Origin of the sequence: Rhodococcus indonesiensis (assembly GCF_047782815.1) — a bacterium.
Classification (GTDB): domain Bacteria; phylum Actinomycetota; class Actinomycetes; order Mycobacteriales; family Mycobacteriaceae; genus Rhodococcus; species Rhodococcus indonesiensis.
This window is the reverse complement of sequence record NZ_CP180631.1, coordinates 79,921-101,554: the sequence shown is the minus strand read 5'-3', so window position 1 is coordinate 101,554 and position 21,634 is coordinate 79,921. Positions and strand designations below refer to the sequence as shown.

The following is a 21,634-nucleotide window of genomic DNA, read 5'->3' as shown; positions in this document are numbered from 1 at the left end:
TAGGAGAGGGGCATTCGAGGTGGCTCGGGGCGGATGTCGGCTTCGCGCGGAGCCATCACCCTCGTGCCCGCGCGGGCTTGATCCCCAGGGGATCTGCGTAGTTTCGTCGCGTTTCGGCGCGGTGGTGAGGTAGTAGGGGACTCTCACGCAATCATTGATCTTGTCGGTGCCTCGAGTTTGTGGGCGGTCGGATGAGGGGAAGTGGTGTGCGATGCCGGTACAGATCGGACTGTGGCGAGTGGACGGGACGCCGGTGCGGGTGCGGCCGGCGCGGATGCCGCTCGAAGAGCGCCTCGAGGCGATCATCGAATCCGACCCGGCGATGCTCGGCCAGGACCTACTGATCATCGGCCGGCAGGTCGTCACGAGCTACGGCAGCCGAATCGATCTGGTGGCCGTCGATGTCGACGGCGGCCTGCACGTCCTCGAACTCAAGCGGGACCGCACCCCGCGCGAGGTGGTCGCGCAGGTCCTGGACTACGGCTCCTGGGTGCAGGGACTGACCGACGACGACGTGCGGGGGATCTACAACACCTACCGCCGCAGCGGCAACGGGCCGGAATTCGACGAGGCCTTCGCCGACGCCTTCGGCGCCACCGCGCCCGAGACGTTGAACACCTCCCACCACCTGACGGTGGTGGCGTCGGAGATGGACGATGCCACTGAGCGGCTGGTGACGTACCTGGCGACGGGCTACGACGTGCCGATCAACGTGATGTTCTTCGACTACTACGAGGACGACGGCCGCAGCTACCTCGCCCGCACCTGGATGCTCGACCACAACGCCACGGCCGCGGCGTCGCGCACCGGCACGGCCGCCCGCAAACAGCACCCGTGGAACGGGCAGGACTGGTACGTCAGCTTCGGCGAGGAAGAATCGTCGCGGAACTGGGACGACGCCCGGCGGTACGGGTTCGTCTCCGCCGGTGGCGGCAAGTGGTTCTCGCGCACCCTCCGCCAGGTGCCGGTGGGCGGCCGAATCTTCGCCTACATCCCGAAGACCGGCTATGTCGGCGTCGGGGAAGTCGTCGGCGAGGCGCAACCGGCCGACGAGGCGGTGCTGACCGTCGAGGACACCACGGTCCCGTTCCGCAGCCTCGACCTGGGCGGACCGTACCGCCACCACATCCCCGATCCGAAGGACGGCGAAGACTACCGGGAATGGGTGCTGCCGGTCCGGTGGCTCGTGACCGTCGACCGCGACGAGGCCCTGAGCAGGCAAGGACTGTTCGCCAACCAGCACTCGGCCTGCAAGCTGCGCCACCAGTTCACCATCGACACCGTCACCCAGTTCTTCGACCTGGACTGACCGGACGCTCCGGATCAGAGAACATGCCGCGCCGGCTGAAGGGAGCGGCATGACGGGGACGGATTCGCAGCATGCGCACCGGGAGCGGGGATCACTCGATCCGGCTCTCGGCTACGCGCGAGGCGTGTCGATCCTGTCCGGTCGTTTCCTGTCCGTTGATGCGCCGGGCACACCGGAGCACTACCGGCCACAGCCGGTCGAGGTCGAGGTCGGCGACAGCGAATCCTTTCATGCTGGACTGATGGTCCTGGCCGACCAGGTGGGCGAGTTCTGCGAAGCCGGGGTGGTGGCGCACGGCCTCGTACTGCCGCCAGTTGCCGTACGCCATGAGTCGGCCGGACTTGTTGATCCACAGTTGCATCGGGGAGTACCGCAGCCCGTAGGGGTGCAGGAAGATGCCGCCGTAGGGGCGGTTGCCGAACCAGAGATCGTCGTGGGTGCCCGTCTTTGTGTCGATCGCCTCGAGCAGGGCGAATAGCCGTTCGGCGAGTTCGCGGTCCGACGGGGAGGCCAGGGCGTCGAGGAAAGTGCCCTTGGTCCAGGTGGTGTGCTGTCCCGAGGCTCGTGCCTTGACCGCGGCGATTTCCCCACCGTAGGTCGAGGGAACGAGGATCTCAAGGTCGCCGTGGCGGGCGTAGGCCAGTTGCAGGGCGGTCACCCGCACCTCGTCCCGGGTGATCGCGTTGAGGTACTCGACCAGCCGCCGCAGGTCGGCGTCGATCTGATCGACCGCCAGACACAGGTGGATCCGTCCGTCGGCGAGGTTGCGGTCCAGTTGCGCGTCGCCGCCCTCCCCGAGGGTGCTCAGGTCGGCGCCGCGTTGACGGGACCATTGTTCGCGAAACGCCGCGGGCCCGTCCCGCCAGATCGCCGAGGCGTAGTCGAGGACTTGTCCGATGACCATCCGGCGGCGTTCGGAGTTCGACGCCAGTTTGCATTCGACGATGGTGATGTCCCCGTCGGGGCTGAGGATGCACACATCGGCCGGCCCGGCGGAGGTGGGCAACTCCCGCACGGTCACCGCACCGTCGGGCACGCCGGGCACGTGCTGGGGTGCGGCGGCGATGATCGACTGCAGATGGTCTTCGTTGTCGTAGGCGGTCATCTCCGGCGACTCCCACGCCCCGCCGGAGCCCCCGTGACGCACCAGCAGGGCCCGCTCCGCATCGTCTGTCACGATTGCATCCTTCCTTCGGCTTCGGTGGTGTGGTGTGTACCCGTTTTCGGTCGGTGGGGTGACTACGGTGGGCGGCACCGCTCCCGTAGGACGCACGCGGTGGTGGGCGCACCCTCGGCAAATGCCGTCTGGCAAGGGTCGATAGTCGAGGACCGGGGGGATCGTGATGTCCACATCGGGGACAGTGAGGTGGCGAATGGCTTCACTCAGCGCATGCGGCCGCCTCTGATACTGCAGCCCGCTGCGGTGGGGCCGGTGTCCTGGCACAGCTCGATGCAACCGACCGCGACCCCGAATCGGTTCGAACGGAATCGATGTCACCGCAGCTGGCGAGGACGCTGATCGCCACCGGCATGTCGTTGCCCTGGCAGCGCTCGAAGGTACCGATGTCGGTGCCGGTGGAGGGGTAGACGCGGAGAAGACCGGCGGCGACGTCGATCGCGTGTACTGATCGAGTCCGGGCACGCTCGCCGCGGTCCTGCCACTCCGACGCGGACCACCTGGCCGCCTGCGACGCTGCTCAAGGCGCTCGCCGCCGACGGAAACGGCGCCCACCCGACCGACGAGGTACGCGACCCGGGCTCGTTCTCCACCTGTGGTGCCGCAACCGAGTTCGGACGCCCGGCTCGGCCCGTGACCGAACCGGGCCGAGCGGCGAACCGGCACTCGTCACCGGACGTACAGTCCCGTCCATACCGGTTCCGTACCGTGAGAGTCACCGTCGAGGCAGTCGCGGTCGATGTCGTGGAGTGATGTGTGGGTCAGGAACCGAGCGGGGGCAGGCACACCGATCCCCAGCACTGCCCCGGCTCCGGCTGGTCGTCGGTGGGCTGGACGGCGATGCCGTACGGGCGATTGAGGCCGGTGACCACAGTGGTGGGAGTGCCGCCGGTGATCGGTATCGAGATCACCGCGCCGGGACTGTTCTCGGTGATATAGAGCGTGTTGCCGGAAAGCGTCATTCCGTACGGGTAGGTCAGTCCGGTGGCGACGACGGTGGGGGCGCCGCCGGTGGTCGGCACCGATACCACCCGACCGGGATCGGTGGCCTCGGTGACGTAGAGCGTGTTGCCGGATACTGCCAGCCCGAGGGGAGTGGTCAGGCCGGTGGCCACGGCGGTGGGGATGCCGCCGGTGGTCGGCACCGCCACCACCCGGCGGCCTTCGAGTTCGCTGATGTAGAGGGTGGTGCCGGAGACCACGATCTCGCCGGCGCCGTTGAGTCCGGTGGCGAGGGTGGTCGGGGTGCCGCCGGTGGTCGGCACCGACACCACCCGGCCGGTCTCGATCTCGGCGACATAGACGGTGCCGCCGGACACCGCGATCCCGTACGGGCGGTTCAGACCGGTCGCAATGGGTGTCGGCGTGCCGCCGGCGACCGGGACCGACAGGACCCGGCCGGTTTCGATCTCGGTGAGGTAGAGGGTCTCCCCGGACACTGCCAGATCGGCCGGATAGTTCAAGCCGGTCACCACCGGGGTAGGGGTGCCGCCGGAGGCGGGGAGCGCGAGCACCTGCCCGGCGCCGGTCTCGGCGACGTAGATCATGCCCGGTGCCGGTTGCGCCGAGGCCGGACCGGTGATGGTGAGGATCGAGACGAGTGCCAGCAGGAGTACAGCCGCCACGGAGTGTGTACGGCGGCGTCCTCGAGCCGGGATGGGGTGAGGACGGGCGTGTCGGCTCATGGTCACTTCTCTCTCGTCGGTCATATGCGGGACACGGAAGCACTCGGGCAGGTCGGAGAGAAGCTCCCTCTTCCCGCCACGGGGATGAAGACCTTCGTCGGTTCGCCGACTTCCGCACCGTGTCGCGGTGGAACGTGGGGAGATTAACCCGACCGTCAGGCCTGCGTCCGACATCGCCGCGCTCAGGTCGAGGCGCGGGGAATGGCTTGGAGCCGTGGTACACCGCTCCCGCCCCCATCTGGTTGGAAGCACTGGTTTAACGGTGTCCGATGTCCCCGCCGGCTAGTTCGCGGTATCGAGATCACGGGTGATCACCGCGGTTTCCGAGGCCGGTGGCACCGTCCGCATCGTCGACGACCACCGGAGCGTCCCGGCGCGGACTTGTTCGTACTTGCGTCCCTGCATCCGGGTGATCGGGCGCAGCCGTGACGGCTCGGCGAAGTACACCAGCTGCCATGCGCCGTCGCCGAGGAGTTCGGCGAGCACCGGTGACGGGCCACGCTTCGGGCCGACGGCGGCGCGGGCGGCCTCGGCGAGGGCGTGCACGTTCACCGAGGTGTATATCGGCGCCGATCCGGCTACCGAGAAGTGCTCTCGGCTGCGCCACGCTCCGTACACGTCCACTCCCATCCTTGTTCCCCGCGGTCTTCACCCTGCTCGGTATCTATTTTTTCGCATCGACGCCGCTACTTCGGCTCGGCAGTGTTCTCAGTCGTGGAGGACGCGGTCGGCCAGCCACCGGTTGTGGTACTGCGCATAGACGCAGGTGCTTTCGGCCATCAGCTGCTCGGCGAGGGACGCTGCCGCGCGTCTCCACCGCAGGCCCTCGGGAAGAGCGATCCGTGGGCCGAGGACCTCGCTGGTGAGGCTGACGGCGCGGCCGGCGAACTTTGTGTGCTCGGCTACCTCGAGGAGCACGTCGTCACCGAAACGGTGATCCAGCTCGGCCAGCGAACTTCCGCAGTCCTGTTCCAAGGTGGCGCGGTCGACGAACACTGTGACGAAGTATCCGGTGACCACCGAGTGTTCCCGCAGGGTCCACAGGTAGGCGCCCTCAAGCGCGCCGACGTTGACGGTGAACAGACGCCCGCCGCCTCCGGTCGACGGCAGGCAACTGATCGACCACTGCGTGACGCAGGTGTCGCGGGGCTGGGTGATCGCGGCGTCGAGGTAGTCGCGGGCCACGCCCACGGCCAGATCCAGGTCGTAACGCTCCTTCAACCGCAGGTAGTTGTCCTCGGACGCGGACGGATACACACGGGAGGCCACGGCGCTCACCTTTCGGGCAGAAGGGATGGGGACATCGGATAGGGCATCGGGTCGGCGGTGGCCACGAGACGCGTCATCGAGCGGCGCCCCGCTACCGAGGCCGGGCGAGCGTTCAGTCCCGTCGGGCGGATTCAAGCTGGGTGATGCGGTGACGCTCGTCGAGGACCGCGTCGACGACCCGGGTCGGGATGCGGAAGGCGGCGCCTTCGCTGCGGCGCAGTCGGCTCCGGAGGTCGGCGAGCAGGGCCAGTTCCGCATCCACCCATCCGATCCGATCGTCCGGTGGCGTCGGGGTCATTCGCAGGCGATGCCGTCGTTGTCGCGGTCCAGATGCGCGGCGTAGCCGGGGTCGCCTCGATACAGCGGTGCCACACCCGCGGCGCGGGCCTGCGAGCAGTTCTTGTAGTACACCTCCGGTTCTGCCAGGGGCGCAGGGGCGGTCTGCGGCGCCGGAGCCGGTGGGGGAGCCAGGGCCGGCGCAGGTGCCGGAGCAGGACCGAGGGGCACGGAGTCGGTGTCGCCGTGGCACGGCGGTCCCCACAGGCCGGTGCCGCTGGTGCGGGCCTGGTCCTCGGCGGCGACGATCGCCGGATACTGCTGCACCGGAGTGTGGTCGAAGACGTAGGACTTGGCGACCCCGGCGCGGGCGGCCTCGACGCTGTAGTTCCAGCCGTCCGGCTTGACCACATACGCCAGGGTGCGGCCGTACGCGTCGACGGTGTCCTGGGTGGGATCGCCGACCAGCGCCACGGGCTGGTTCAGCAACGCCTGCGTGGCGAACGCCGTGGCCTCCGGGCCCCAGCACCCCACGGTGTGGCCGGGTTTCTTCGTCTCCGGAGTGTCGATGCCCAGGATGCGGACGGTCACGGTGCCCGAGGCGGCGTCGGTGACCTGCACGGTGTCACCGTCGACCACGGCGGTCACCACGGCAGTGGGCAGCACCGGAGCCGGCTCCGCGACCGCAACCGCACCCGAACCGCAGGCGAGCGCACCGGTACCGGCGCAGACCAGGAGCATCTTCTTCATGGCGCTCATCAATATCAGACGGACCGGACGCGGAGTGTAGGCACGCCGAACGGCGGTGCTCCGGTGCCCCGCGGGGGAGCAGATCGTGTGGGCTCTCGGCGCGACCATCGGCGGCTGCCGCCGTGCGCCCCACACCACACCGCCGCGCCGGCCGGGGTCCGGGTGGCGGTGCCGAAGCGGACTACACGCGGGTGTCGCTGCGGTGGGTCACCGGCCGGCGGCCTCGAGGGCGGCGGCGGCGAGTTGCCGGCAGTGGGACGGCTTGTAGGCGGACTGGCGTTTGCGCATCAGATCGAGATTGAACGCCGCCGCCGCCCGCCGGACCTTCCTGGACTTCAACACCGAGCGCAGAGAGCGGATGTCGTCGACGATCAGGCACTGCTCGAACGCACCACCGGACTTGTGGGTGTACTCGTCGTCGAACATCACGCCGCGGGCGGCGAGCAGGGCCCGCCCCCACCGTCCGGCCGGAAGGTGACGTTTGTCGACGAACAGCACCGCGGTGATGGTGTCCGAGGTGTCGGAGACCGCGATGTAGAACGTCTCCAGGGCGGCCATCGACACGCAGAAGATCCGCCTGCGGTTGGAGCCGGGAAAGCAGCTCACCGTCCAGAAGGACGCCTCGGTGCGGCGGGGAAACGGAATGCACCGCGCCGCATACACCCCGAGCGCCTCGACGATCGTGTCGTAGCGCGGGTGCTCTCGGAGGCGCCGGAAGTCACCGTCGTGGGCGGCGAGCTGACTCGGGTCCAGCGCGACCAGGGCGGACCTGTCGCCGGCGTTGACCCCGATCGGGTCGCGCAGCCACGCCGTCTGCTCGTCCTGGGTGATCAGAGCGTCGAGAGTGGAGGGTCCGGCGTGGCCGCTGGCGTGTTCCCGGTTGCGGACGATCAGCCCGGCGCGTTGCGCGTCACGCACCAGCCGCCGCTCGACGGTGCGGCGCTCGCGTTCGTCCCCGGGATGCGGCAGGAAGCGGAACGTTCGCACGTCGGGATGTTTCTTGAGGTGGTACGGAAGGCGCTGGGCGACGTCCTTGGCGATGCCGATGTAGATGTCGTGGTTCGTGCATTCGAACAGGTACAGACCGCACCGCCCGAGCGGGAAGTCCGCCTTGAACTGCGTCAGGCCGTCCCGGGTGAACGGATACGGTCGGTCGTCGTAGCCGTGGCCGAGCGCCCATCGCGCCACCTCGGCATGACCCGACCATCGCGGGGCGAGATCATCACTGGGCGCACCGGTTACCACCATGGGCGCATGGTACGAGGCGCCACAGTCGGGGCCGTCGTGGGGTTTCCTGTTCTCGCGCTGCATGTGCCCGGCCGCAGGGTCGGGCGGCGCACCTTCGGCCAGAGCCGCGGCCGCCACACGAGGACAGGTCGGCGACCTGGGGGCGCGGCGGTCGGCGTCCCGACCCCGAGGTGCCCCTGCCCCGGTCGGGACTGCTCCGGCCGTGGAGAGTCGCCACTTCTTCCGGGGCCGGTAGATCGAGGTGGCCCAATGGACAGCACGCTCGAGCTGCGCGTCGTCGATCTCGAAGACGGCATCGACATCCGGGGGCAGGGGATCGCACGGGCAGCGCCCGTTGGCCGGGCCCGCATACGTCGAGAGCACCGCACCACCCTCGACGACGAACACCTCCGGATAGATCTCACAGGCCAGACCCCGCCTATTGGTGAGGTGCGTCGCCTTGACCTCGTACATGTGCACTCCTTCCGGCCAGTGCCCCGGGGGCGTCCGAGGACAGTGTCGTCCGGACCCTAACCGGTGCGCGGGCATCGATCCGCCACCAACACATCCAGGTTTCCGCAGGTCAGTACGCCTGCCCATAGGACGAGTCCAATATGAAGAAGGCTCTGCGACGTTTCGCCACCGTCCTCCGGAACACCCGTCCCGGCGCGGTAGGGGCACCTCGATACTCCTTGTCCATTACGGGCACCCCAGCGACCTCGCCGCCGCGAACGCCGACCAGACCACCGTGTGGTTCGTGGTACCGGCCGGCGAGCAGCTCGTCGACCACCCGACCGCGTACGAGCCTGGTTGTCTCCTCGGCTGAGCCGAGTACCTCGGCCGCCGCCGACACTGATTGCAGGAGCGATAATCTCGTCCCTGCGGAACCACTACCATCGTCACAATGACCGCTACCCGGAGGACGAAATGAGCACCCATGCCTCGCCCAGATCTGCGATGTCTACTCTCAACATCGCCGGGTACGGTGTGGCCTGCGTCGCGAGCATCGTCCTTGTTGTGGCCAGCCTCGGTCCGTGGGGAATTGTTCAAACTCCAGCCAACTCGTTTACCTTCAACGGCACCAGCGGTACAGACGGCAAGATCACCCTGATCGCCGCCTGTGTCGCTGGAGCAAGCCTGCTGCTCCGCGCTGTATGGAACTCCCTCTGGCCGCTACTGACAGCCATGCTTGCCGGAGCTCTGTGCGCCCTCGCTGGGTTCGTCGACTTGTCACGGGGTCAGGCACTTTTCGCCGATGATCAACTGTTCGCCTCAATCGGGTGGGGGCTGTGGTTGCTGTGCATCGGATCCGTCGCGCTTCTGCTCGGCCTCGTTCTCTGCGTGATCACCCAGGTGCGCAACAGCTACTGGGGTATCGGAGCCGAACTGCGGGAACTGGCCAGGGATCCCCGCGAATTGACGTACACCATTGTGTCCGTGCTGTGCGCCATCGCCACGGTAATCCTCCTTGTCTGGGCGTTCAGTATCCGACTCCCGTGGGAGTGAACCAGGTGGGGCGGCGATGCCTCTGGGTGCGCCGTACGTGGCGGGAGCGCGGGAGGTGTCCGGACGCACGAGGACCGGGGCAGTCGGCTTGGCGGCACCGGCCGGCGATGTGGACGGTGATGTTCGTGCAGGGCAGGCCGTACCGGTGGTGATGCGTCCAGCGGATCATTCGGTCATTGGGCGGTGCACCGATGCTCCCGGCTGGTTCCGTCGCTGGGACCGCGCCGCCCGTACTGGGGCTTCCGCACCGGGTGCGGGAGTTCTTCGCCGCACACAGCACCGGCCCCTGCCGCCGCAGCGTCCCTGTCCAGGAGCTTTCTGCCGTGCCAATGGCGCTCAGGGCGGTCTCCATGTGGACCAGGTACCACCGAACAAGCACTTGCCGCGACTGTCCTTCGTGATGAGGATGTCGTTCCCGCTCAACGCCTGGGTTAGCGACGTGAGGCGCTGCTGACCGTCCAGCAGAACCAGTTTTCAGTTGCCGTTGACACCGGTGGTGCGGTAGGCCAAGGCTATCCCGCTCCGCCCAGCAGGTGGGTGGTCACCGCATCCCAGTTGGGGAATTCGGTACTGCCAAATTTGACCAGTTCACCCGTGAAGTCCTTCGCGCCATTGTGGTCACGGTCGTCGACCAGGAAGTCTCCGTGATTGAGATTCTTGTGGTGCGACAGGATTAATCGCTTGTAGGCGACGGAGTGCGGGTCGGTGCCGAAGTGCTTCTGCACCCACAGCAGTTTGTCCGACCACGCTGACGGGTTTTTCCACGGTGCGGTCGAGAGTATGTACGCATCGAAGTGTGCTGCCAGCTGGGTGAATGCTTCGATCGCACCGTCGATGGGGTCCATCAGCGCGAAGATCCCCGGAGCCTCGTCGTAGCGGTCCTGGTACTCCTGGAAATCGGCAGCGCCGAGGCGATCGATGCCGGACCTGAAGTGAACCAGCGTGTTGTCGAGGTCGACGTAGAGGATCTTTCGACGATCAGCCACGTCCCGACAATACCGGCGGGCGGCTTACAGCGCTGTGCGCTGCTTGCGCCACTCGATATCGCCGTCGCGAACAGGGCCGCACCCACCACAGTCTTTATTGCCACTACACCGCAATTCCCCCACCGCGCATCGAGGGAACGGTGGTCTCAATCCACTGGTGGGGACGGTCGTCTTTCCAGTCCCCGCACAGTGTCGAGTTCCCCACCACGTGAGGTCGTCATGGAAGAGCACTTAGTAGTGCCCCTTAGAGTGGTGTAACTCGGTGGCCGAGCCCGTCTACGAATCCGTGTTGTGCACGAATGTAGAGCGGCCACCGTGTGATCCTTCGAGTCAACCTCTTACCGAATCCTCGAATGGAGTCATCACGATGACCGCACCCCATATTGTCGACCCTGCAGGCCTGCTTAGCCAAGCCCTCGCCGACGCGTCGCCGGATCTGATGCGCGAGCTGCTGCAGACCATGATCAACGCCCTGCTTTCGGCGGACGCCGACGCCGTGTGCGGTGCCGAGTGGAACGCCCGGTCCGCCGAACGCACCAACCTGCGCAACGGCTACCGGCACCGGCCCCTGGATACCCGCGTCGGCACCGTCGACGTCGCCGTACCGAAGCTGCGCTCGGGCAGCTACTTTCCGGAGTGGTTGCTCGAGCGCCGCAAGCGGGCCGAGTCGGCGCTGATCACGGTGGTGGCGGACTGCTACTTGGCCGGCGTCTCCACTCGCCGGATGGACAAGTTGGTCAAGACCTTGGGCATCGATTCACTGTCTAAGTCGCAGGTCTCCCGCATGGCCGCCGACCTGGATGAGCAGGTCGCCGCGTTCCGCCACCGGCGCCTGGACGAGGCCGGGCCGTTCACGTTCGTCACCGCTGACGCGCTGACCATCAAGGTCCGCGAGAACAAGCAGGTCGTCAAGGCCTCGGTGCTGCTGGCCACCGGCGTCAACGGCGACGGCCACCGCGAGGTCCTCGGTATGCAGGTGGCCACCAGTGAGACCACGGCCTCGTGGAACACCTTCTTCGCCGACCTGGTCGCCCGCGGCCTGGGCGGCGTGCGGCTGGTGACCTCCGATGCCCACGCCGGCCTCGTGGATGCGATCTCGGCGAACCTGCCCGGCGCCGCGTGGCAACGCTGCCGCACCCACTACGCCGCCAACCTCATGGCCGTGTGCCCCAAGTCCATGTGGCCGGCCGTGAAAGCAATGCTGCACAGCGTGTACGACCAGCCCACCGCAGACGCCGTCAACGCCCAGTTCGACCGGCTGCTGGAGTACACGGAGCACCGCCTGCCCGAGGTCGCCGACCACCTCGGCGATGCCCGCGAGGACCTGCTCGCCTTCACCGCGTTCCCCGACGACGTGTGGCGACAGATCTGGTCTAACAACCCCACAGAACTTATCCGGCCCTCAGGGTCGGATCAACCCCTGATTGCCGATTTGGGTCAGCGGTCGAGCCGGTGGAGGTGGTCGGTCAACGCGTCAGCGACGCGATGGTGACGGGCCGCTTCATCGGGCCATCCTCGGTCGTGGGCATCGACCTCGAGTGCCTGGATGTCGGTGCGTTGCGCCTCAAGCGCGTCGCGGAATTCCGGTCCGGTGACGAAGTTGTCGCAGGTCTCGCAGATGTTGGCATAGGGACAAGCACCCGCGCTCTCGTGACGGGAACAGTAGCCGTGGGCAACACGCGTTTTGAGCATCTCGCTGCCGAGCCAACTCACCGTGTCGGGAACGATCGGTTTGCCGACCGGGGTGAGAGTGAACCGCCGCCGCATCTTGCCCATCGCCTGGTCGTAGGCATCACGCAATGTCGGTGAAGCCAAAGTGGCGTAACGCAAAGTCATTTGCGGGGTGACGTGCCCGAGCAACGCCATCAACGCCTGCAGGCTCATCCCAGCGTTCGCGAGTTCGGTAGCCCACGTATGCCGCAGCTGATGCGGGGTCACCACCAACGGCGCACCCCCGGCCCCACGCAGTCCGCAAGTCTCGACGGCAGCGAGTAACCCGTTGCGCAGCCGGGTCTGGCTGAGACGGCGACCGTGCGCGACGAACAGGAAATCGGTCAACGCTCCGGTGCGGGGGTGCGGCAGCGGCCGGCAGATACCACGCCGACTGGTCCACTCGTCCAACGCGGTGAGGGTGGTGGCCGAGAGTGGCACCATGCGTTCGGTGGCGAGCTTGCCCAACGGCACCTTCAACCAGGTGCCGGCGGGACCGTAGTCGATGACGCTGCCGAGTTCGAGGTCGAGTAGCTCCCCGACCCGCAGACCAGCTCCGCGGAGCACGGTCAGCCCGATACGAGCGAACGAATCATCCAGCCCAGAGACCGCATACATCACTGCAACATCGATGTCGGGCGGCAGGGCCCGCGGAAGCGGTTGATCGAGTTTGGGGACGTCGACGGCGAAAACCAGACGGCGCGGTGGGGCCTGCTCCCAACCCCATTCGGTGATGTCGTCGAGCAGGTTGCGCACGCTCAGCACCGTCGATTGGATCACGGCCTTCGAGATGATGCGTCCGGCGCCGGAAGCGGCGCGTTGCCCACGCCAGGTGCGGGTGCGGTTCCAGACGAGGAAGCCCTCGATGTGATTGCGGTCGAGATCCTCGAGGGACGTGACCTCGGGATGAGCGGTGGTGAGGTAGTCCGCGAACGGCAGCAAGTCGTTGATCAAGGATTCGACGGATTTCGGACGCAGCACCGATGCCCGGACGGTGACGTAACGCAGCAATGTTGCGCGAATCGCGTCGGCCATCGGAACCTCGGCGAAGCGTTGAGCGTAACTGCGGGCCCACCCCCGGCGCCGTGGTGGTGTGTCGACGATGCGGGCCTGAAACAGCATCTGTCGCAGCCCCGCAATCCGGTTGCGGTAGGCGCGACGAGACGTTGCCGGAATCGACTGTGTTGCAGCCAATGCAGCGTCGAATTCGTCGACGGTATCGGCGCTCACGTCGCTGACGAGTCCGCCGTGCCAGGCGAGCAGCACCGCCAGACATTCACCCAGGACCGTCTCGATCCATTGCGGTGTCCAGCCCAAGGCCAGCCCGGCGGCCCGGACTGCGGCAAACCCGTCCGGGTCGCGGTCCTCGACGGCTCGGCCGAGACCGGTGAGGTTCTTGACGGCCGCAAGTTCGAGGTCCAGCCGCAGGCCGCCGCGTCCGATGAGGTGACACAGCAGCGGCCACGCCCCGGTGCGGCGCAGTTCGATGAGCCGTTCGGCTGCCGGTCGGGTCATCCAGTCCCGCAGGTCCGGATGCGAGGTGAGGAAGGTGGTCGCGATGAGGGTGCGAGCGCGCACCGACCTGGCGCTGAGAGCCAGGGCGGCAACGTGCTCGAGGTAATCGGCCAGCACCGTATCCGGGTCGGCCAGCGGATCGACCATTGCGAGCGCGGGGGTGGTCATCGTCGTGTCCCGGCGAGGCTGGCGCGGGCCGCGCCGTATTCGGCGGCGAGCTGCTCGACCGACAGATGCACGTATCCGGCGGTGGTCTCGGGAGACACGTGCCCCATCAACTCCCGTAACGCCATCAGATCGATTCCAGCGGAGGCGAGTTCGGTGCCGTAGGTGTGGCGCAGTCGGTGCGGACGCACCCGCGTTGCGCCGGACAGGCCTCGGTGCCGCCGGAACAGCGACCGCAGTCCGGCCTCGGTGACCGGCGACCCGTGGGTGGGGCCACGCAGCACCACGAAACACTCTTGCGTCGCCAACCCCGGTGGCCGTTCGAGGCGCAGATAGGCCGACAGTTCGGTGAAGAACGCCGCATCGACCGGCACCACCCGTTCCTTCGAGCCTTTGCCGAGCACCCGCAACCGACGTCGACCGAAATCGACGTCTGCCAGCCGCAGGGATCGCACCTCGGCGCTGCGCAGGCCCCCGAACAGCATGGCCCACACCATCGCCCGATCCCGGTGAGTGCGCAACGACGCCGCGAACTGCTCTACCGCGTCGGCGTCGAGGGATTCGGGCAGCAGTCGCGGTTGGCGCACCAGCCGGCCCCCAGCTCGGGGTCGGCCCGGTCCGAGGTGCCCGAGCAGTCCCCGCGCTTGTGGTCGCAGGCCCTGCCCGCGCCGCGGTGAGGGCACCGGATTGTCGGCGCGCATCCCGGTCATCACCAGGTACTCGAACAACGCCCGTATCGCCGCGACTCGTCGGTTGATCGTCGACGCCGCCGCGCCCCTGCCATTCCTTCTCGCCATGCCGGGGCGGGGTTCGCGGCGCACGTCCTGCCAGTCGATCCACTCGAACACCGTCACCGGCGTCACCGCCGCCACCGTGAGGTCGCGATCGAGCAGGAACCGGGCCAGGTTGAGCACGTCGAACGCATACGCCCGCACCGTTGCCGCGCTGAATCCGCGTCCGGCCAGGTGTGTCAGGAATGCGTTCGCCGCTGCGCTTCCCTCCCACTGGCCGTCGATCGCATAGCCGTCGCCGTGGGTCCGCACCCGAACGGTCATGGTCTGCCCCTCTCGATCGAGCCGACACCGCCAGCATGCGCCGAGCAACGCCGTCGGCCCCGGACCTCACGCCGCACCCATGATCGTGTCGTGGGAGGGCCGGTTAACCGATCGGCTCAACCGCGAGATCCGCCGCCGCACCGACGTCGTCGGGATCTTCCCCAACCGGGATGCCATCGTCCGCCTCATCGGCGCCGTCCTGGCCGAACAGACCGACGAATGGGCCGAAGGCCGCCGCTACCTCGGCCTCGAAGTTCTGGGCCGCTGCCGACTCACCCTGACCACCGGTACCGATACCAGCTCGCCGACGGAGGTGAGCACCGATGACCTGATGCAACTGCCCGCCTGATCACCAACGAAGGATCAAAAACCAGTTACACCACTTCTAGGGGCTTGACCGACCAATCGCGCAACAGCCTGTTGCGTACTTGCCCTGGGGGCACGTGACTGTCCTGCTGGACAAGCTCAGCGCTCAGGACGATCGAGACAAGTACGCAGCCGCGGCCGTCGAGCACGGCTGGTCGCGCGATGCTCTGTGCGCCGCCCACCAGGCAGCGAAGACCGACGTCACCAACGGGACACCCTCCCGCGGCACCGATACCGCCCGTCTCCTCAGATGATCCTCCACCGCGACACCGCCATCTCGCCACGCGACCAGTGCCGCCCGCACGTTGTGAGCAGCCTGCCGCGGCGTAAGAACGTGCGCGGAAGAATTACCCAGGATCGCCCCGCCTACCAACTCCAATACGCACGACCTTGATACGCAGACTGTCCAGTAGAGTTGGACGAGTTGCCGCTCCCGCGAACTCGCCCCCCGAGATGCTCGCAGCTCGTCCGAGTTCGAGCCGCATGCAACCTGCGCGTGGTCGCGCATCGAGTCGTTAATTCGCCGCCGTGTTGATGTCGAACCCGGGCCGCCAACCACATGGTGGCCGGTGCTCTCACTTGCGACTCTTCACTGGGATTCGCATCCGCTTTGACACATTCGCACATTGTGCGAAGCGCCTGACAATGGCTCGAAACCCACAGCAAGGGCTTCTGCCAAGGCCGACGTTGGCAAACTGGACGCGTTGTTGTGTCACGGACCTGGCCTGCGACGGGAACTCGACACCTCAGAACCCGGCACCTAATCAATACCTGGCGTTCAAGTCTCGTCTCTGACTGCGCCCATTCCCTCCACTCGGCCATTCTTTGGCAGCCGAAGATGGGGCGGGCGCCCGTGGCCTGCCCCTCATGTAGGCAGCAGGAGGTACTGCTTCTCGGCGACCATCTCGCGGATTGCCTGCATCACGGTCGTGGCGGCGGGGCGCCGAAGCCTGCGCGACGCGAGGACCGCCGTGTACGTCGGTTCGACTCCGACGTCGGCCCACAGCACCCGCCGCAGGCCAGGGACAGATTCGGCGAGGTAGGCGGGCAGTAGACCGATCCCCGCGCCCTCCCTGGTCGCCGCGATCTGGGCCTGGATGCTGGTGGACCCCACTGCCACGCGATGGGTGTCGACGAATCGCCCGAGGATGTCGAGGTCCTCGACCCGCAGGAGCGATTCGACGTAGTACACGAGCGAATGACCTCGCAGATCATCCGGCGTTCGGGGGACCCCGTGGTGGTCGAGGTAGTCGGCGGACGCGTAGAGCGCAAGCCGATATCGGGTCAACGCCTCCGCTCCCGGGCGGCCCGTCAGCGGTTCGCCCACGCCGATCTCGATGTCGGCTCCGAGCCCGTAGGCATCGAGCCGGGTGCTGGTGACGATCTCCACCTGTAGGCCCTGGTTGATCTGGTGGAGTTCGGCCATGAGCGGCGCGATGAACGCGCTGCCGAACCCGTCCGTCGTGGCGATCCGGACCAGGCCGGAGAGCGACCGGTGCGCCGGGGTCGAGCTCGCCCGCTCCGCCACCTCCGACAGTGCGCGCTCGATGAGTTCGCACGACTCCAGCAGCCCTGCCCCCAAGTCCGTGAGCTCGCACCCCTGGACGGTGCGGGTGATCACGGCCGAGCGCAGGTCGTTCTCCAACACCGAGATCCGCCTCGACACGGTGGCGTGGTTGAGGCCGAGGGTGGCGGCCGCGCGCGAGAGCGAACCACACCGTGCGACCTCCAGAAGGATCACGAGGTCGTCGGCTCGCACTGATTCCCCTCTGCGCCTCGCTGTGCAATCTTGCACAGCCAGGTTACCGAAGTCGCCCTTTTCGCGGCGGCAATGTTCACCCACTCTTAAACCGCGGGTCGATGACGTAGATCACAGTTTCCCGATCGCGGCGCATCCCCGGTAGAACGACACGACGAGAAGAGGACGACCACGATGACTCGACTAGGTTGGATCGGTTTGGGCCACATGGGAGCCCCCATGGCTAGGAACCTCGCTGCTGCCGGCTTCGATGTCGCGGCGTTCGATCTCTCACCGGACGCACGCGAGGCAGCCGGGGTCCCCACCGTGGAATCCGCGCTTGACGCGGTCCGCGACGCCGACATCGTGGTGAGCATGCTCCCCAAGGGTGAGCATGTCCGTGCAGCCCTCTGCGCGCAGGGTGTCCTCGAGGCGACCGCTCCCGGTGCGCTGGTCATCGACTGCTCGACCATCGCGGTCGCGGATGTCGAGTCCATCGCCGCCGAGGTGCGGGACCGGGGTTGTCGGTTCATTGACGCTCCCGTCTCCGGAGGGACGGCGGGCGCCGAGGGGGGCACCCTGACGTTCATGGTCGGCGGTGAGGCGCAGGACGTCGAGGCGGCGCGGCCGACCCTGGACGCCATGGGGTCTCGCGTGTTCCACGTCGGTCCGGTGGGTGCCGGACAGGGCGTCAAGATGCTCAACAATCTCATGCTTGCGGTGAACCTCCAGGGTGTCGCCGAGGCCGCCGCTCTCGCGGACCGCCTGAAGATCGACCATTCCACCCTTATCGAGTGCGCCGCCGTCTCCAGCGGCGACAGTTGGGTGCTGCGCAACTACTACCCGATCGCCGGGCCCGTCCCCTCCGCTCCGTCGAACCGCGACTTCGAGGGCGGCTTCTCGGTGGCTCTCATGGCCAAGGACCTCGGCCTGGCGCACCAGACGGCAGCGGGCCTGGACCTCGATCTCGCCGCCGCGCGCGAGATGTCCGGCCGGCTGCAGACCCTCACCGACGCGGGTGATGCGGCGCTCGACTGCTCCGCCATCGTCAAGCTCATCTGAGCAGCTCTTTTTCCCAGATTCCCCATCGAAAGGTAATACCGATGCGCACCATCACCCACTGGATCAACGGCGAGGCCGTCTCCGGCGAGGACACGATCGACGTGCTTAACCCCGCCACCGACACGGCGGTCGCGACCGTCCCGATGGCCGATCCGGCCACCGTGGACCGTGCCCTGCAGACTGCCGCGGCCGCCGCACCGGCGTGGGCGGCCACCACCCTCTCGCGTCGTGTCCAGCCCCTGTACCGACTCCGCGACCTGCTCATCGAGCACCGCTCGGAGCTGGCCGCGCTCATCAGCGAGGAGCACGGCAAGACCGTGGACGACGCCGCCGGTGAGGTCGGTCGGGCCGTGGAAGCCGTCGAGCTGGCCTGCGGCGGTCCGGCCCTGTCGCACGGGTCGACCTCCCTGCAGACCGGCCCCGGCATCAACACCAAGTCGGTGCAGCACCCGCTCGGGGTGGTCGTGGGCATCACCCCGTTCAACTTCCCCATCATGATCGGCCTCATGCAGGGCGCCGTGGCGATCGCCGCGGGCAACGCCTTCGTGTGGAAGCCCAGCGAGCAGGCGCCCGGGGTCAGCATCCGGGTGGCCGAGCTGTTCGCCGAGGCCGGGCTCCCGGCGGGGATCTTCACCGTCATCCACGGCCGTCAGGAGGCCTCCGAAGCACTCATCGATTCTCCGATCAGCCAGGCCGTCGCCTTTGTCGGATCCACGCCGGTTGCGCACTCCGTCTACAAGCGGGCCTCGGAGGCCGGGATCCGTGCACAGGCGCTCGGCGGCGCCAAGAACCACATGATCGTCATGCCCGACGCGGACCCGGAGATCGTCGCCGACCAGCTGACGTCGTCCGCCTTCGGTGCCGCCGGGCAGCGCTGCATGGCCATCTCCGTGGCCGTCGTCGTCGGCCCCGACACCACGGCGCTGCTGGACAAGCTCAAGCCCCGCGCGGAGGCCGTCAAGCTCGGCGCCGGCAGCACCGCCGGGACCGAGGTCGGTCCTGTGGTGACCCGCGCCGCGCAGGAGCGGATCCGCCGTGTCGTCGCCGACTCCGTTGCCGGCGGCGCCACCGCGGTGGTCGACCGCAGTACCGAGGAGGTCGAGGGCTTCGAGAACGGCTACTTCATCGGGCCCACCATCCTCACCGACGTCACCACCGATTCCCCCGCGTACTGCGAGGAGATTTTCGGACCTGTTCTCGTGGTGCTGCGCGTCGACACGCTCGATGAGGCACTCGACCTAGTGGAGAACCACCGCTACGGCAACGGCGCCTCGATCTTCACCCAGTCCGGTGCGGCCGCCGATGAGTTCGAGCGCCGCATCTCGGCAGGGATGGTCGGGGTCAACGTGGCCATCCCCGTCCCGGTCGCCACCTATGCGGTCCAGGGCTGGAAGGACTCCGCGTTCGGCCAGTCGGGCCTGAACAACGCATCGTGGGACTTCTACACCCGGCCCAAGTTCGTCACCTCTCGGTGGGACAGTGTCGCCGGTCAGGACTTCGGCTTCCGCCCCAACTGACCCTCACCTCCCGGGAGTGCCGACCGTCGCAGTCGGCGCTCCCGGGGCCAACGGCCCAGCGGCGGCACACCGCGCCGTCGCGAGGCTCAAACCCCCTCCCCCTCCTCAATTCCTGACCCTGCGCCAGTGATCGTGACGACTACCGACGAGTGCCCGGCGCACAGGCCCTGCCACCTGATCGAAAAGAGCACCCCATGATTCTGAGCCTTCTTGGAATAGTGTTGTCGCTGGTCTTCCTCATCACGCTCGCCTACCGCGGCCACTCCGTCCTCTACGTCGCGCCACTCGCCGCCCTGATCGCCATCCTGTTCTCGGGACTTCCGGCGCTCGGCAGCTACACGCAGATCTTCATGCCCGCAATGGGCGGCTTCATCATCTCCTACTTCCCACTCTTCCTCACCGGGGCCATCTTCGGCTCCCTGATGTCACTCAGTGGAAGCGCCCAGGCCATCGCCCAGTGGTTGGCCCGGGTGATGGGTCCGCGCAGAGCGATCTTCATCACCGTCCTGGCCACCGCACTACTGACCTATGGCGGCGTGAGCGGCTGGGTCGTGGTCTTCTCCGTCTTCCCCATCGCCACCGCCCTGTTCCGTGAGGCGGACATTCCCCGCAGACTGCTTCCGGCGGCCATCATGCTGGGCCTGTTCACGTTCTCACTCGCGGCGATCCCGGGCAGCCCGCAGATCCACAACACAATGCCCGGCAAGTACTTCGGCACCAACACCTTCGCCGCACCCGTTCTGAGCCTCCTCGCCACCGCTCTCGTCTTCGGAGTGGGCATGGCGTGGCTGACCTACCGCCAGAACAAGCTCAAGACCGCCGGGGAGTCGTACTTCGACCCGACCGAGATCGAAAAGCGCGACGACATCGCACCACCCACGCTTGCCGACGGCCCGTCAAGCCCCGGGGGCCACGCGCTTCCAGACTTCCAGGAAGGCCTCGGCGAAAGCGCCACAACCTCGACGGGTGGCCGCGAGGCCGCCGCGGCACCGGCCACTCGCGGTGCGACGGCCGTGATCACCGCCCCCGAGCGTCCGACCCCCCTCGATGACGGGGTCCATCGGCGCGGCGCCATCGGACTCCTGCCGGTCGTCGTGGTGGCCTCGATGAACGCTTTAGCCACCTACCTCATCATCCCTGGCCTGGACACCTCATACTTGGCAGAGGAGGCGTACGGCAGCACCAGCGTCGAGAGCCTCCTGAGCATCTGGTCCGTCATCATCGCGCTCGTCTCCGGCGTCGTCTGGCTACTGGCGTGGAATTTCCGCCAGGCCAAAGATCTGGTCAAGGGGTTGTCCGAGGGCGCCCAGCGTGCGGTCGCCCCGTGCATGATCACGGCCAGCGAGGTGGGCTACGGCGCCATCATCGCCTCCCTCGCCGCGTTCGCCGTGGTACGCGACGGCCTGTTCACCATCAGCGAGAACCCTCTCGTGACGGGCGTGCTGTCAGTGACCGGTATCTCCGGGATCACAGGATCGGCCTCCGGCGGTCTGGCGATCTCCCTCGAGACCTTCGGTGCCGACCTCGCTACAGCAGCGGCCGAACAGGGCATCGACATGGAGGTCATGCACCGCGTGATCGCCATGGCATCAACCAGCTTCGACTCCCTCCCCCACAACGGCGCGATGATCACGGTGCTCGTAGTGTGCGGGCTGACGCACCGGGAGGCTTACAAAGACATCTTCGTCGTGAGCGTGTTGGTCCCACTGGTCGGCGTTCTGTTCGCCGCCACCCTCGGACTCACCTTCGGCGCCTTCTAACCGAACCCGTCAAGTTCGAGACACCAGAATGAACGCCCCAAGGTCACCCACGCCTCCGGGTTCGGCGCCCCCTAACACCGAGCCGGAAAAATGACGGTGTGCACCACGAAGTGGGAAAGTCCAGCTTTTTCAACCGCTAGCACCACGCCGTCAAAGCGCTTTACCGAGTTAGCGACTGTGGGCAACTTTCGTTAACCAGATCCTATAAAACGAAGCGCTTTGAAGGGCTTCGGCTCAAGCACTCGTCGAAGCTCGAGGGATCCCCGTACATACCTCCCCCGGACCTGCCCCACCTGTAAAACGGCCCACGTCACCGCACCGACGGAGCACGGAAGCCTGGCGCGCCTAATCCCAGCCCAGGAGCCGGCCAGTCTCGCGCCGCTCACACCGCAACGAAGACGGCCGATCTCGGGCCGTTCGGTGGCATCCTGCAGCATTCCGCGCACGACCTGGAACGCGTCGTCGAAGTGCTCGAGCCGGGCCGCGCCGACGACGGCGCGTCCGCCCACGGCCTGCCCCTCAGACGGGCAGTAGGACATCTGGCTTCTCGGCGACCATCTC

At 67.3% G+C, this 21,634-nt stretch carries 17 protein-coding genes and 3 pseudogenes; 9 read left to right on the top strand and 11 right to left on the bottom strand.

The window, feature by feature from the left end:
• Positions 1 to 211 precede the first annotated feature (211 nt).
• Entirely contained in the window at positions 212 to 1,309 is a 1,098-nt protein-coding gene (locus ACM26Y_RS25860; RefSeq protein WP_416063777.1) for a hypothetical protein, read from the top strand.
• Between the two features lie 91 nt (positions 1,310 to 1,400).
• Here the strand turns inward: ACM26Y_RS25860 and ACM26Y_RS25855 are convergent, their stop codons facing one another.
• From ACM26Y_RS25855 to ACM26Y_RS25825, 7 genes are all read right to left on the bottom strand, one after another.
• Positions 1,401 to 2,486 (bottom strand): hypothetical protein, encoded by a 1,086-nt coding sequence (locus tag ACM26Y_RS25855; RefSeq protein WP_416063776.1) that lies wholly within the window; start codon positions 2,484 to 2,486, stop codon positions 1,401 to 1,403.
• A 761-nt stretch (positions 2,487 to 3,247) separates the two neighbouring features.
• Positions 3,248 to 4,111 (bottom strand): hypothetical protein, encoded by an 864-nt coding sequence (locus tag ACM26Y_RS25850; RefSeq protein ID WP_416063775.1) that lies wholly within the window; start codon positions 4,109 to 4,111, stop codon positions 3,248 to 3,250.
• Between the two features lie 342 nt (positions 4,112 to 4,453).
• On the bottom strand, positions 4,454 to 4,801 hold the full coding sequence (locus ACM26Y_RS25845; RefSeq protein ID WP_416063774.1) for a hypothetical protein: 348 nt from the start codon (positions 4,799 to 4,801) through the stop codon (positions 4,454 to 4,456).
• Positions 4,802 to 4,879: 78 nt separating this feature from the next.
• Positions 4,880 to 5,440 (bottom strand): hypothetical protein, encoded by a 561-nt coding sequence (locus ACM26Y_RS25840; protein WP_416063773.1) that lies wholly within the window; start codon positions 5,438 to 5,440, stop codon positions 4,880 to 4,882.
• Positions 5,441 to 5,552: 112 nt separating this feature from the next.
• Positions 5,553 to 5,738 carry a hypothetical protein gene (locus tag ACM26Y_RS25835; RefSeq protein ID WP_416063772.1) on the bottom strand — a complete coding sequence of 62 codons (186 nt, stop codon included), beginning with the start codon at positions 5,736 to 5,738 and terminating at the stop codon, positions 5,553 to 5,555.
• Entirely contained in the window at positions 5,735 to 6,466 is a 732-nt protein-coding gene (locus tag ACM26Y_RS25830) for an excalibur calcium-binding domain-containing protein (RefSeq protein WP_416063771.1), read from the bottom strand. The genes ACM26Y_RS25835 and ACM26Y_RS25830 overlap by 4 nt, the downstream gene beginning before the upstream one ends.
• A 207-nt stretch (positions 6,467 to 6,673) precedes the next feature.
• Positions 6,674 to 8,167, bottom strand: coding sequence for a GIY-YIG nuclease family protein (locus ACM26Y_RS25825; protein WP_416063770.1), 1,494 nt, complete (start codon positions 8,165 to 8,167; stop codon positions 6,674 to 6,676).
• Positions 8,168 to 8,620: 453 nt separating this feature from the next.
• Between ACM26Y_RS25825 and ACM26Y_RS25820 the strand changes: the two genes are divergently transcribed.
• On the top strand, positions 8,621 to 9,199 hold the full coding sequence (locus tag ACM26Y_RS25820) for a hypothetical protein (protein WP_416063769.1): 579 nt from the start codon (positions 8,621 to 8,623) through the stop codon (positions 9,197 to 9,199).
• A 512-nt stretch (positions 9,200 to 9,711) separates the two neighbouring features.
• On the opposite strand, the gene ACM26Y_RS25815 is transcribed toward ACM26Y_RS25820, so the two are convergent.
• A complete protein-coding gene (locus ACM26Y_RS25815; RefSeq protein WP_102799181.1) occupies positions 9,712 to 10,185 on the bottom strand; it encodes a 5' nucleotidase, NT5C type in 474 nt (157 codons plus the stop codon).
• Positions 10,186 to 10,552: 367 nt separating this feature from the next.
• Between ACM26Y_RS25815 and ACM26Y_RS25810 the strand changes: the two are divergent.
• Positions 10,553 to 11,575, top strand: a pseudogene (locus tag ACM26Y_RS25810) (IS256 family transposase); the annotation flags it as partial.
• Between the two features lie 47 nt (positions 11,576 to 11,622).
• Here the strand turns inward: ACM26Y_RS25810 and ACM26Y_RS25805 are convergent.
• Together ACM26Y_RS25805 and ACM26Y_RS25800 are read right to left on the bottom strand one after the other, a co-directional pair.
• Complete coding sequence (locus ACM26Y_RS25805; protein ID WP_416063768.1) at positions 11,623 to 13,578, bottom strand: tyrosine-type recombinase/integrase; 1,956 nt, start codon at positions 13,576 to 13,578, stop codon at positions 11,623 to 11,625.
• The gene (locus ACM26Y_RS25800; protein ID WP_416063767.1) at positions 13,575 to 14,630 is read right to left on the bottom strand and encodes a tyrosine-type recombinase/integrase; all 1,056 of its coding nucleotides are present in this window, start codon (positions 14,628 to 14,630) and stop codon (positions 13,575 to 13,577) included. The genes ACM26Y_RS25805 and ACM26Y_RS25800 overlap by 4 nt, the downstream gene beginning before the upstream one ends.
• Positions 14,631 to 14,739: 109 nt before the next feature.
• Here ACM26Y_RS25800 and ACM26Y_RS25795 point away from each other — a divergent pair.
• Positions 14,740 to 14,979 (top strand): annotated as a pseudogene (locus tag ACM26Y_RS25795) (transposase); the annotation flags it as partial.
• A 94-nt stretch (positions 14,980 to 15,073) separates the two neighbouring features.
• Entirely contained in the window at positions 15,074 to 15,250 is a 177-nt protein-coding gene (locus tag ACM26Y_RS25790) for a hypothetical protein (RefSeq protein WP_416063766.1), read from the top strand.
• 611 nt (positions 15,251 to 15,861) lie between these two features.
• On the opposite strand, the gene ACM26Y_RS25785 is transcribed toward ACM26Y_RS25790, so the two are convergent.
• The gene (locus ACM26Y_RS25785; protein ID WP_416063765.1) at positions 15,862 to 16,755 is read right to left on the bottom strand and encodes a LysR family transcriptional regulator; all 894 of its coding nucleotides are present in this window, start codon (positions 16,753 to 16,755) and stop codon (positions 15,862 to 15,864) included.
• Positions 16,756 to 16,923: 168 nt separating this feature from the next.
• Between ACM26Y_RS25785 and ACM26Y_RS25780 the strand changes: the two are divergent.
• From ACM26Y_RS25780 to ACM26Y_RS25765, 4 genes and pseudogenes are all read left to right on the top strand, one after another.
• Positions 16,924 to 17,391: pseudogene (locus ACM26Y_RS25780) on the top strand (NAD(P)-dependent oxidoreductase); the annotation flags it as partial.
• Positions 17,377 to 17,796, top strand: coding sequence for an NAD(P)-dependent oxidoreductase (locus ACM26Y_RS25775; protein WP_416063875.1), 420 nt, complete (start codon positions 17,377 to 17,379; stop codon positions 17,794 to 17,796). The pseudogene ACM26Y_RS25780 and the gene ACM26Y_RS25775, both read left to right, overlap by 15 nt.
• A 41-nt stretch (positions 17,797 to 17,837) precedes the next feature.
• Positions 17,838 to 19,313: a CoA-acylating methylmalonate-semialdehyde dehydrogenase gene (gene mmsA, locus ACM26Y_RS25770; RefSeq protein WP_416063764.1), complete on the top strand. Its 1,476-nt coding sequence runs from the start codon at positions 17,838 to 17,840 to the stop codon at positions 19,311 to 19,313.
• A 194-nt stretch (positions 19,314 to 19,507) separates the two neighbouring features.
• Positions 19,508 to 21,073, top strand: coding sequence for a GntP family permease (locus ACM26Y_RS25765; RefSeq protein ID WP_416063763.1), 1,566 nt, complete (start codon positions 19,508 to 19,510; stop codon positions 21,071 to 21,073).
• The last annotated feature ends 561 nt before the right edge of the window (positions 21,074 to 21,634 follow it).

Excerpts from the sequence above, each read along its gene's own strand:
- ACM26Y_RS25860 (WP_416063777.1), top strand. The coding sequence starts at position 212 with ATGCCGGTACAGATCGGACTGTGGCGAGTGGACGGGACGCCGGTGCGG.
- ACM26Y_RS25845 (WP_416063774.1), bottom strand. The coding sequence starts at position 4,801 with ATGGGAGTGGACGTGTACGGAGCGTGGCGCAGCCGAGAGCACTTCTCG.
- ACM26Y_RS25835 (WP_416063772.1), bottom strand. The coding sequence starts at position 5,738 with ATGACCCCGACGCCACCGGACGATCGGATCGGATGGGTGGATGCGGAA.
- ACM26Y_RS25830 (WP_416063771.1), bottom strand. The coding sequence starts at position 6,466 with ATGAAGAAGATGCTCCTGGTCTGCGCCGGTACCGGTGCGCTCGCCTGC.
- ACM26Y_RS25825 (WP_416063770.1), bottom strand. The coding sequence starts at position 8,167 with ATGTACGAGGTCAAGGCGACGCACCTCACCAATAGGCGGGGTCTGGCC.
- ACM26Y_RS25820 (WP_416063769.1), top strand. The coding sequence starts at position 8,621 with ATGAGCACCCATGCCTCGCCCAGATCTGCGATGTCTACTCTCAACATC.
- ACM26Y_RS25805 (WP_416063768.1), bottom strand. The coding sequence starts at position 13,578 with ATGACCACCCCCGCGCTCGCAATGGTCGATCCGCTGGCCGACCCGGAT.
- ACM26Y_RS25800 (WP_416063767.1), bottom strand. The coding sequence starts at position 14,630 with ATGACCGTTCGGGTGCGGACCCACGGCGACGGCTATGCGATCGACGGC.
- ACM26Y_RS25775 (WP_416063875.1), top strand. The coding sequence starts at position 17,377 with ATGGGGTCTCGCGTGTTCCACGTCGGTCCGGTGGGTGCCGGACAGGGC.
- mmsA (WP_416063764.1), top strand. The coding sequence starts at position 17,838 with ATGCGCACCATCACCCACTGGATCAACGGCGAGGCCGTCTCCGGCGAG.
- ACM26Y_RS25765 (WP_416063763.1), top strand. The coding sequence starts at position 19,508 with ATGATTCTGAGCCTTCTTGGAATAGTGTTGTCGCTGGTCTTCCTCATC.